The sequence below is a fragment of the Streptomyces curacoi genome, from assembly GCF_001513975.1.
GTDB lineage: Bacteria > Actinomycetota > Actinomycetes > Streptomycetales > Streptomycetaceae > Streptomyces > Streptomyces curacoi.
Genome location: NZ_KQ947986.1, coordinates 171326 through 183212, shown reverse-complemented (window position 1 = coordinate 183212; position 11887 = coordinate 171326). Strand labels below are relative to the sequence as shown.

Annotated in this window: 5 protein-coding genes and 1 pseudogene; 3 read left to right on the top strand and 3 right to left on the bottom strand. The window is 69.0% G+C overall.

Annotation, left to right across the window (positions count from 1 at the left end; translation table 11 throughout):
- Window positions 1–266: 266 nt before the first annotated feature.
- Window positions 267–1031: a crotonase/enoyl-CoA hydratase family protein gene (locus AQI70_RS10525; protein WP_062146846.1), complete on the bottom strand. Its 765-nt coding sequence runs from the start codon at window positions 1029–1031 to the stop codon at window positions 267–269.
- 47 nt (window positions 1032–1078) lie between these two features.
- Window positions 1079–2044 (bottom strand): lysylphosphatidylglycerol synthase transmembrane domain-containing protein, encoded by a 966-nt coding sequence (locus AQI70_RS10520; RefSeq protein ID WP_079051236.1) that lies wholly within the window; start codon window positions 2042–2044, stop codon window positions 1079–1081.
- A 183-nt stretch (window positions 2045–2227) separates the two neighbouring features.
- Between AQI70_RS10520 and AQI70_RS10515 the strand changes: the two genes are divergently transcribed.
- Window positions 2228–4117 (top strand): ABC transporter ATP-binding protein, encoded by a 1890-nt coding sequence (locus tag AQI70_RS10515; RefSeq protein WP_062146844.1) that lies wholly within the window; start codon window positions 2228–2230, stop codon window positions 4115–4117.
- Window positions 4118–4360: 243 nt separating this feature from the next.
- A complete protein-coding gene (locus AQI70_RS10510; protein ID WP_062146842.1) occupies window positions 4361–8284 on the top strand; it encodes a glycoside hydrolase family 2 TIM barrel-domain containing protein in 3924 nt (1307 codons plus the stop codon).
- A gap of 927 nt (window positions 8285–9211) precedes the next feature.
- Here AQI70_RS10510 and AQI70_RS10505 read toward each other — a convergent pair.
- Window positions 9212–9822 (bottom strand): annotated as a pseudogene (locus AQI70_RS10505) (IS110 family transposase); the annotation flags it as partial.
- Window positions 9823–9899: 77 nt separating this feature from the next.
- Here AQI70_RS10505 and AQI70_RS10500 point away from each other — a divergent pair.
- The gene (locus tag AQI70_RS10500; RefSeq protein WP_159042644.1) at window positions 9900–11615 is read left to right on the top strand and encodes a DUF262 domain-containing protein; all 1716 of its coding nucleotides are present in this window, start codon (window positions 9900–9902) and stop codon (window positions 11613–11615) included.
- The last annotated feature ends 272 nt before the right edge of the window (window positions 11616–11887 follow it).

Below are 11887 nucleotides of genomic sequence, written 5' to 3'. Positions count from 1 at the left end.
TGCTCGATTTCCGCGATGTGCCGTCGCGCCGGCCACCCCTTCCCCCGAGACCGGCGCGAGGGCTCATCCTGCCGTATCGGGTACACGTGTTCGTGCCGGGAGCGTCAGCCGGACGGCCTCATCGGTTGCTTTTCGGGCATTCTCCAGCGAACTCGGGCTCCTTCGGAGGGCCGAACGGCTGCTTCGGGAGGCGCGCTGGATGCTCGGGCGTCGCACGAGGGCCGCTCACCGCCGCATGCGCCGGTGGCAGTGGCCGGACGGCGCCGTCACAGGTCCGTGAACGAGCCGTGCCGCCCGGCCCCGGACCCGAACCGGGCGGCGCCCTCCAGGCTCGTTGCCAGCACCCCCATGCCGTGGCGGAGTTCACCCCGCAGCGCGGCTTCTTCCGCCCGCCCGTCCTGGTCGAGCACGGACGCACGGTCGGCGCGCAGGCAGTCCTGCGGGAACCGGGCGATCGTGGCGGCCAGCTCCTCCGCCTCGGCGCGGGCGCGGCCCGTCGGCACGACACGGTTGGCGAGCCCCATCTCGTGGGCCTCGCGCGCGGGCACCGGCCGTCCGGTCAGGATCATGTCCAGCGCGCGGCTCGTGCCGATCAGCCGGGGCAGCCGTACCGTGCCGCCGTCGATCAGCGGCACGCCCCAGCGGCGGCAGAACACACCGAAGACGGCGTCCTCCTCGGCGACCCGCAGATCGCACCACAGGGCGAGTTCGAGGCCGCCCGCCACCGCGTGCCCCGCGACCGCGGCGATCACCGGCTTCGACAGCCGCAGCCGGGTCGGCCCCATCGGACCGTCCCCCTCCGGCGTGACCCGGTTGCCCCGCTCGCTGCCCAGCGCCTTGAGGTCGGCGCCCGCGCAGAACGTGCCGCCCTCGCCCCACAGCACCGCCACCCGCGCCTCGTCGTCCGCCTCGAACTCCCGGAAGGCAGCGGCGAGTTCGGCCGCGGTCGGGCCGTCCACCGCGTTCCGGACCTCGGGCCGGGAAAGGACGACGGTGGTGACGTGCTCCTGGCGCTCGACGCGGACCGGCATGGCGGGGCCCCTTTTCCGTGAGTCCGACCCCGCACGTTACTGGGCGGTCAGATGACCTTCCACCGCACCAGCGCACCCAGCGTCAACGCCCCCGGCAGCAGCGGCAGCCACACCGTGATGATCCGGTACGCCAGCACCACCGCCGTCGCCACCGCCACCGGGCCACCCGCCGCCACCAGCGCCACGACCAGCGCCGCCTCGACCGAGCCCAGGCCGCCCGGCGTGGGCACCAGGGCGACGGCGACGGTCGCCGCCAGATACGCGAGCGCCATGTGGACGGGCCGCACCGGCAGTCCCAGGGCGAGCCCGACCAGGACCAGCCCGGCCGCCTGGAGCACGGGGAAGGCCAGCGAACCGCCCCACAGCGCCAGCGCCCGGGACGGGCGGGTGTGCACCGAGCGTGCCTCGTGCAGCGCGGTGCGCAGGAACGTGAGCACTGCGGTGCGCAACCGGCGTACGAGTGCGAAGACGGCCACCACCACGACCGCCGCGGCGGCGATGACACCCAGCAGCGGCCCCCACGCCCCCGTCGGCAGCAGTGGCCCGAGACGCAGCGCGTCGGGGAAGGCGATCAGCAGCGCTGCCAGCAGGCCGACCCGGGCCACGCTCTCCGCGAGCAGATATAGCGCCAGCGCGGCCGAGGAGCGGGCGAGCGGCAGCCCGCAGACCGTCATGAAACGCAGATTGACCGCGCTCGCGCCGAGGCCGGTGGGCAGCAGGTGGTTGGCCGAGCCCGCCGCGAACTGCGTGGCGAGCAGCCGCAGTCTCGGCAGCCGGTCGACGACCGCGCCCTGCCGGGTCACCGCCGCCGCGACCCAGGTCAGACAGGTGGCGCAGGCCGCGGCGAGCAGCCATGGCCACTTCGCCGTCGCCAGATGGCCGACGCCCTCGGCGAGCACGGACCGGTGGCGCACCGCGACCGCGGCGACGAGGGCGAGCGGGAGCAGGCACAGTATCCGGCGGACCGGGACACGCCGGAGCAGGCGTCCCGGGGAGAGTCGTACCGCTGTCACATCCGCAGAGGCTCTCCACTCTGCGCCAACGGCGGGTTGCGACAGCGAGGACGCCCCGAGAACACTCTCGGCGCCGGGGGCACCCTCGGCCTCAAGAACACTCTCGGCCCCGACAGCACTCTCGGCCCCGAGAACGCCCTTGACCTCAAGATTGCTTGAGGTTCTAGGTTTCTTTCCATGAGCATGGAAACCACAGCCTGGACCCAGCTGCACAGCGTCATGAACGCCGAGCGGGAGCGCCGCCCGTTCGCCCGCGCCACGCTGCGCCGCATCGGCGCGTTCGCCCGCCCGCACCGCCGTAGGATCGCGCTCTTCGTCGTGCTCGGGGTGGTGACCGCGCTCCTCGCCGTCGCCACCCCCGTACTCGCCGGACGCGTCGTCGACGCGATCGTGACCCGCGGCGACGAGGCCACGGTCGTCCGCCTGGCCCTGCTGATCGCCCTGATCGCGGTGGCGGAGGCGGCGCTCGGCATCCTCGGGAGGCGGCTTTCGGCGACCCTCGGGGAGGGCCTCATCCTCGATCTCCGTACGGCTGTGTTCGATCATGTGCAGCGCATGCCGGTCGCGTTCTTCACGCGTACTCGTACGGGAGCGCTCGTCTCCCGTCTCAACAACGACGTCATCGGCGCCCAGCGCGCCTTCAGCAACACCCTCTCCGGAGTGGTCAGCAACCTCGTCACGCTGCTGCTCACCCTGGCGGTCATGCTCACCCTGTCCTGGCAGATCACCCTGCTCGCCCTCGTCCTGCTCCCGGTGTTCGTGATCCCGGCCCGGCGCATGGGCCACCGCATGGCCCGTATGCAGCGGGAGGCGGCCGCGCTCAACGCGGCGATGGGCACCCGCATGACCGAGCGCTTCTCCGCGCCCGGCGCCACGCTGATCAAGCTCTTCGGCCGTCCCGAGGAGGAGTCGGCGGAGTTCGCGGCCCGGGCCCGCCGGGTCGCGGACATCGGTGTGCGCACGGCCACCGCCCAGTCGGTGTTCATCACCGCGCTCACCCTGGTCTCGGCTCTGGCCCTCGCGCTGGTCTACGGCCTCGGCGGCTGGTTCGCCCTGCGCGGCACGCTGGAGCCGGGCGCCGTCGTCTCGCTGGCGCTGCTGCTGACCCGGATGTACGCGCCGCTCACGGCGCTCGCCGGGGCGCGTGTGGAGGTGATGAGCGCGCTGGTGAGCTTCGAGCGCGTCTTCGAGGTGCTCGACCTCAAGCCGCTCATCGAGGAGAAGCCGGACGCGAAGAAGGTCCCCGAGGGCCCGGTCTCGGTGGAGTTCGAGAACGTCCGCTTCGGCTACCCCTCCGCCGACAAGGTCTCCCTCGCCTCCCTGGAGGAGGTCGCGACCCTCGACACGCGCGGCGGCGCCGAGGTGCTGCGCGGCATCTCCTTCCGCGCCGAGCCCGGGCAGACGGTCGCCCTGGTCGGCTCGTCCGGCGCGGGCAAGTCGACCGTCGCCCAGCTGCTGCCGCGGCTGTACGACATCGACGAGGGGGCCGTACGCGTGGGCGGCGTCGATGTCCGTGACCTGAGCGCCGAGGCCCTGCGCGCCACGCTCGGCATGGTGACCCAGGACGGCCACCTCTTCCACGACACCGTCCGCGCCAACCTGCTGCTGGCCCGCCCCGCCGCCACCGACGCCGAGCTCTGGGACGCCCTGCGCCGCGCCCGGCTCGACGATCTCGTACGGTCTCTGCCCGACGGCCTGGACACGGTCGTCGGCGAGCGCGGCTACCGGCTCTCCGGCGGCGAACGTCAACGCATGACCATCGCCCGGCTGCTGCTGGCCCGCCAGCGTGTCGTCATCCTCGACGAGGCCACCGCCCACCTCGACAACACCTCCGAGGCCGCCGTGCAGGAGGCGCTCACCGAGGCGCTGGAGGGCAGGACCGCGCTCGTCATCGCCCACCGGCTGTCCACCGTACGGGCGGCCGACCTGATCCTGGTCGTCGAGGCCGGCCGCGTCGTCGAACGCGGCACCCACGACGCGTTGCTGGCGGCCGACGGACGCTACGCCGAGCTGTACCGAACGCAGTTCGAGCAGCGATCCGGTGAGGTGACGGAGATCGAGGCGGCGGCGTAGAGCCGCGAAAGCGGGGGCGGGGCAAGCGGGGGAGCGGGCGGGAGCGGAGCCGGGAACGAGGGGCGGGATTCGGCCAAGGTCGGCAGCGTGACCCCCCAGGAACACACAAACCTCGACAGCATCATTGCTTCACCTGTGTTCACAACCTAGTGTGCGTTCGGTTTCTCAACAGCACCGCACAGGATCTGACGCTCCCTCCAAGCCGTACAGCACCGCACTGTCGTCCCGAGGAAGGCCACGGTCATGCCGCACTCCTTCGACTCCTACGCCGGTCACCCGATCCGCCCGCGGGGCGTGCCCGTCAGCCGCCGTCGTCTGCTGGAGGGCGGCGCCGCCGTGCTCGGCGCGCTCGCCCTGTCCGGAGCGTCCACCGCCACGGTGCACGCGGCCGACGGGGACGGAGCGGCGGCCGGCACTCCGGAATGGAACGGTGACATCAGCCTCTTCCAGGTGGGCGCCGAGCCGCCGCACACCACGCTGATGCCGTACGCGGACGTCAGACAGGCCCTGGCCGCCGACCGCACCCGCTCGCCGTACCGCCTGAGCCTCGACGGCAAGTGGAAGTTCGCCTACACCGAGCGCCCCGACGACCGCGACACCGACTTCTACCGCACCGACGTCGACGACCGTGACTGGGACACCATCCCCGTCCCGTCCGTCTGGCAGACGCACGGCTACGACCGCCCGATCTACGTCAACATCACCTACCCGTACTGGGGCCCCAACGGCCTCGGCGAGGACCCGCAGCCGCCCGCCGCGCCGACCCGCTACAACCCCGTCGGCCAGTACCGACGAACCTTCACGGTCCCGAAGGACTGGTCGGGCCGCCGGACCTTCCTGCACTTCGAGGGCGTGAAGTCCGCCCACTACGTGTGGATCAACGGCGAGTTGGTGGGGTACAAGGAGGACTCCTTCACCCCCGCCGAGTACGACATCACCAAGTACCTCAAGCCCGGTACCAACCAGATCGCGGTCGAGGTGTACCGATACTCCGACGGCGACTGGCTGGAGGACCAGGACATGATCCGGCTGAGCGGCATCTTCCGCTCGGTCTACCTGTACTCCACCCCGGCCGTGCACCTGCGCGACTTCAAGCTGGACACCCCGCTGAGCGACGACTACCGGGCGGCCGACCTGTCGGTCACCGCGAGCGTGCGCGACTACGGCGGGAGCGGCGCCGGACGGTACACCGTCGAGACCCAGGTGTACGACGCCGACGGCCATCCCGTCTGGTCCCGCCCGTTGCAAATCCCCGTCAGGGTCGGCGCCGTGGGGGAGGACGCGACGGCGACGGCCGCCAAGTCCGTCCCCGCGCCGAAGCTCTGGTCGGCCGAGCACCCCTACCTCTACACCGCCGTTCTGCGGCTGCGCGACCCGGCCGGACGACTGATCGAGACGCTGTCCCACCGCGTGGGCCTGCGAGAGTTCGCGCTCAAGGACGGGTTGATGCGGATCAACGGCAAACCCGTCTCCTTCCGCGGCACCAACCGGCACGAGATGCACCCCGACCGGGGCATGGCCCTCACCCGCGCGGACATGATCGAGGACATCACGATCATCAAGCGGATGAACATCAACAGCGTCCGCACCTCGCACTACCCGAACAACCCGGTGTGGTACGAACTCGCCGACGAGTACGGCCTCTACCTCGTCGACGAGACCAATCTCGAAACCCACGGCATCCGCGGCGAGTACCCCGGCAACCACGCCGACTGGACCGAGGCCTGCGTCGCCCGTGCCCAGAACATGGTCCACCGCGACAAGAACCACGCCTCGGTCGTCATCTGGTCGCTCGGCAACGAGGCGGGCGGCGGCAGCACCTTCGTCGCCATGCGCGACTGGATCAAGTCGTACGACCCCACGCGCGTCGTCCAGTACGAGGGCGACGACCGGCCGACGATCAGCGACATCCGCTCGGAGATGTACGACAGCCCCGCGACCGTCGAGTCCCGTGCGAAGAACACCGGCGACACCCGGCCGTACGTCATGATCGAGTACTCCCACGCGATGGGGAACTCCAACGGCAACTTCAAGAAGTACTGGGACCTGATCCGCCGCTACAACGTCCTCCAGGGCGGCTGGATCTGGGACTTCGTCGACCAGTCCCTCAGCTGGCCCACGCCGACCCGCAAGCTCCTCACCGAGACCGGGCCGGGCCGGCTGCGCGGCGAGATCATGGCCCCCAGCGGCACCTTCGACCGCGCCAAGGGCGTCGCCGGCGGCACGGTCTTCGCGCGGGACGCCGGCCTCGACCTCACCGGCTCCCTGACGCTGGAGGCGTGGATCACCCCGCACGTCCTCGGCTACCACCAGCCCGTCCTCGCCAAGGGCGACACCCAGTACGCCCTGAAGCAGACCAACAAGAACCTGGAGTTCTTCATCCACGGCGGCGGCCAGTGGATCACCGCGAGCTGGGCGCTGCCGGACGGCTGGACCGGCACCGAACACCACATCGCGGGCGTCTACGACGCGGACGCCGGCACGCTCACCCTCTACGTCGACGGTGAGGCGAAGGCCACCCGCACCACCACCCGGCGCCCCAGCAGCAACACCGCCCCCCTCGCGCTCGCCACCGACGCCGACAACTGGACCCGTGAGTTCAGCGGAACCATCCGCCGGGCACGTGTGTACGCCCGCGCCCTGAGCGCCGCCGAGCTGGCGTCCGACGGGCGTGGTCCCGGCGACGACGGGGTGCGGTTCTGGTTCGACGCGGCGACGGCCGGTCTCACCGAGAAGCGGCCCCGCCAGAAGACGTTCTTCGCCTACGGCGGCGACTGGGCCGACAACCCCAACGACGGGAACTTCGTCGCGGACGGCATCGTCACCGCCGACCGCGGACACACCGGCAAGGCCGCCGAGATCAAGCGTGTCTACCAGGCGATCAACGCCGCCCCGGCCTCCGGTGACCGGCTCGCCCCCGGGGCGGCGGTCACCCTCACCAACGAGAATCTCTTCACCAACCTGCGCGAGTTCGACGGGCGCTGGGCGCTGCTCGCCGACGGCGAGGTGGTGCAGCGCGGCAGGCTGAGCCGGGCTCAGCTGGACGTCGCCCCGCTGTCCAGCAGCGAGATCCATGTGCCCTTCGAGGTGCCGGACTCGCCGGCGCCGGGCGCGGAGTACTTCCTTGAGCTGTCCTTCACCACCAAGGAGACGACGAAGTGGGCGAAGGCCGGCTTCGAGGTCGCCGGACAGCAGCTCGCCGTCGACGCGGACAGCCCTGCCGTGACCCCGGTGCCGCTGGACAGCGTCCCGGAGCTGGCCTTCGAGGACGGAGCCGAGTCGGTCACCGTCACGGGCAGGGGTTTCTCCGTCACCGTCGACAAGAAGACCGGCGTCATCACCTCGTACAAGGCCCGCGGTGCCCAGCTGATCGCCTCCGGTCCCGCCCCGAACTTCTGGCGAGCCCCCACCGACAACGACAAGGGCAACGGCCAGCACGTCCGCAACCAGACCTGGCGCGACGCCGGCGCGAACCGCAAGGTCACGGACGTCGGTGTGCGCGGCCTACGGGGCAGGGCCGTCGAGATCAAGGTCAGCGGCACCCTGCCGACGACCACCGAGTCGTCGTACACCACCACGTACACGGTCTTCGGCAACGGCGAGATCAAGGTCGACAACACCCTCCACCCCGGCGCCACCTCCCTGCCCTACATCCCGGAGGTCGGCACCCTGCTGTTCCTTCCCGGCCGCCTGGAGCGCCTGCACTACTACGGCCGCGGCCCCGAGGAGAACCACATCGACCGCAACAACGGCACCGACGTGGGCCGCTACTCGGGGACCGTCTCCGGCCAGTGGGAGCCCTACATCCGCCCGCAGGAGAACGGCAACAGGACCGACGTCCGCTGGGTGGCGCTGACCGGCCGCGACGGCACCGGTCTGCTGGTCTCAGGCGAGCCGCTCCTGGAGGTCAACGCCTCCCACTTCACCCCGGAGGACCTGTCCGTCGGCGCCCGCCACGACTACCAGCTGACCCCGCGCGACGAGGTCGTCCTGCGGCTCGCCCACCGGCAGATGGGCGTGGGCGGCGACAACAGCTGGGGCGCCCACACTCACGACGAGTACAAGCTGTTCGCCTCCCGCGACTACTCCTACACCTACCGGCTGCGCCCGCTGACCGACCTCGGCGAGGCCATGGCGGCCTCGCGCAGGCCCACCGCCGTGGAGTGATCGAACGTGACCGGGGTCTCGGTGCACAGCCGGGGCCCCGCTGCGTACCCTGGAGCCGCCCGTGCACAGAACAGCCCTTGACCTGCACCAGCAGGCAGGGAGCCGACCACTCGGAGCACTCCATGCTGCGCACCATGTTCAAGTCCAAGATCTAGCATCCGGGCATTTGTGCAGGTCAGAGGCATGATCAGACCGTTCGGGTCAGCAAACGGTCAGCATTGGGCGCGGAGGCGTCCCGGCTTGCTGACTTGGTGACCGTTGCGGCGGGGCCTGGGCGCGGATGTTCCGGCTCGCGTGCGGAAGGGCGTGTTTCGTGGCTCGTCAGCTCGCCAGCGGTATGGGGTCGTTTCTTCAAGGACTGCAGCTGCGCGCGGCCCTCTCGGTGCCCGCACTCGTACACAATCCGTTTCCGGAACGGTCTGGGAAAGCGGTCCGAGGAGGGCGGCTTTGGCACGCAGGATGACGCGAACGAACGCCTCGGCGCAGATCTATACGGAGAAGAAGCGCACGGATCCGTCCGTGGCGGAGACCCGCCGCGAGCTGGGTCAGAAGACGGTGGCGGAATACGCGAATCAGTGGTGGACCCGGCAGCGGAAGATGCCTCAGTACTCCACAGGCGAGCACGTCGACAGTCCCCTCAACGTGCACATATTTCCGCGCCTGGGCTCGCGAAAGCTGAATACCGTGACGCCGCTCGCCATCGAGCTGTTTCCTGGACGAATTGGAGGCGGGCGGGGTAGGCCGGGAGAATCAGGTCAACAACTGCCGCGTCCTGAAGACGATTCTGCGGGACGCCTATGACAAGGGGGCGATGGCGGACGACCCGGTGAAAGGGGTCCAAGAGCACTGGTGGTCGCGGGTGACGATCTCGCGCTGGAGATCGTGATGAGGGCGGGATGCGGCTGCGCAACGGGGAGGCCCGGGCAGCTTGCGCTGGTCAAGGACGGCCGTCAGTGAACCGGCCAGTCTTTGGCCGATCAACGCGGCCTCCTCGGCGTCCGGGGCCGTCACGGTCTGCTCGTCCAACGAAGCGAAGATCTCATCGATCAGCCGTTCGGCCATCCTCGGCGCCTTCGGCCGCAGCAGGGTGACCAGCCGCCGACGGCCAGCCTTGCGGATCCGCGTCGGTGACCCTAATCGTTCCAGCAGGGTGAGGACGGCTGGGTGCTGTAACCGCGGCCCCAGCACTGCTCCAGCGACGGGTGGATCTGCGTCAACAGGGCCGTGCAGCCGGTTTGCTACCCCGGTGGCCTCGCCGGCCAGGTCGTCGTCGAAGCCGACGATCAACTCCAGCTCGGCGATCGCCTGGTCCTCACAGCCCATGACTCGGGCCACTGTCAGAAGTAATGCCTCGATCGAGGGCGGCTGGTCGACGACAACCAGGACGGTTCCGTGCCTGGCCCGGAGTTTCGCGAACAGCTCGCGGAGCTTGCGTTCGGTGTTGGGCAGGCGTTTGTCGAACGCCATCTTCCCATCCAGGGTGACGGCGGTGGCGTGGTTTCACTCTTGCCGACGTCCAGACCGAGGGAGACGTCGATGTCACCGGTGTCGTCACGTTAAGGCCCCTGATGAAAGGTCATACAAGATGGTGCTGCGACTGGTTAGACTACTGGTCATGGCATCGGGTCACGGCAGTACGACGCTTCAGCTCAACTTGGTAGGTATCGGGGAGATTCTGCGCAATGATCGGTTGATTGTTCCTCAGTTTCAGCGGGCTTACTGCTGGAAGGTAGACCAGGAGGTGCTGGACTACTGGACGGATCTGAGTCGTGCGATTCGTTCGGGGGCAGAGGAGGAGTATTTTTTCGGCACGATTGTGCTGACCCAGGACGGTGCGGAGGATCGGAAGAAGATTATTGATGGCCAGCAGCGTCTGGTGACGTCTTCGCTGCTTATTGCCGCGATCCGTGATGAGCTGCATCGTTTGAATCACGGCCGCGCGCAGTTGATCGGTGATGAGTTCCTGGCGAGTCAGGCGTGGGATGCGGAAGGGACGGAGCCGCACCTCAAGCTCAACGAGGAGGACAATCCGCGTTTTCATGCCATCGTGACGCGCAGTGCGCTGCCTGTGCTGCCAGCCAAGCGTGCTGACTCCGACATCGTTAAGGCGTACGGCTTTTTCCGCCGGGAGTTGGAGGAGCTGAGCGAGCGCTACGGCGCAGAGGCCACCCGCGAGTTGTTGCAGTGGGTGAAGTATGTGCAGCACCGGGCGCAGCTCGCGGTGGTGGAGACGCCGTCGGAGGCGGACGCCTACGTCATTTTCGAGACGCTCAACAATCGCGGTGCGGATCTGACGACCGCCGACTTGCTGAAGAACCATCTCTTCGGCGCGGCAAAGGGGCACCTGGACTCAGTGCGCAACAACTGGCACAAGGCCATTGGGGCTCTGTCGCTGACGGCGGCGAATGACAAGTTCACTAAGTTCCTGCGTCATTACTGGAGTTCGCGGGTTGGGAAGGTCACCGAGCGTGATCTGTATGCGAAGATGCGCAAGGAGGTTGTTCGCAGTCAGGATGCCCTCTCCTTCTCAGAGGAGCTGCTGACGGCGGCGCGGATCTATGCTGCGCTGTCCGACTCGGGCCATGAAATTTGGGCGGAGAAGTGCTCGGCGCGTAAGCCGGCGCTGGACACCCTGGCGCTGTTCAACCTCGTCCCTAACAAGATTCTGCTGCTGGCCGCGGTCGAGTGTCTGACGGCGCTGCAGATCGAGAAGCTGCTGAAGGCGATGATCGGCTGGTCGGTGCGCGGCATGGTCACCGGCGGCATCAACCGGGGCCGGTACGAGGAGCTGTACTCCCAGATTGCCATGGCTATCAGGAAGGGCGAGATCACGACGGTGCCGCAGATCCGGCAGCGAGTGAACGAGCTTATTCCCTCGGACAGTGACTTCAAGGCGCAGTTCGGCCTGGCGACCCTCGGACGCGGCGAGGCCAGCAAAATAGCCAGGTACTACCTGATTGCGTTGGAGAGGACGGCCCGTAAGGAGGGGCAGCCGGAGTTCGTGCCCAACGACAATCCCAACGAGGTCAATCTCGAACACGTCTACCCGCAAAATGCTCTGGCCGAGGACTGGTTGGAGTTCCTCGCGCACAGCGGCAACCGGGAGGACGCCGATAGCTGGATCTACCGGCTGGGTAACATGGTGCTGCTGACGGCGGGATCCAACTCACGCTTGGGGAATAAGCCGTTCAAGGAGAAAGCCGAGACCTTCAAGCGCTCGCAGCTGACCTTGACACGTGAGGTCGGAGAGTGCGCCGCCTGGACCCCTGAGCAGATCCAGACCAGGCAGGAGCGTCTGGCGGCACTCGCGGTGCGTACCTGGCCGCGCTGAGGAAGGCGCCAGCCCAGCCCCCACGCCGCGACCCTGCTTGCCGAAGTGGGCGTCGTCGTCGATCTCGTGGGAACGCAAACCCGACAGCACCGCCCTGGGGGTTGGGAATCACCCTGCAGGGCAACGCGCTGAGGGTCCCGCGGCGGCTCGGAGTATGGGAGGACGTACAACGCGAAGGACACCCGCATTCAGAAGCGCGGGGACGGAGGAAGCTGGCGGCCCGGCGGTATACCGGGGCGCGGGTCGGCAGACGGGTCACCGCAGCTTCGGCC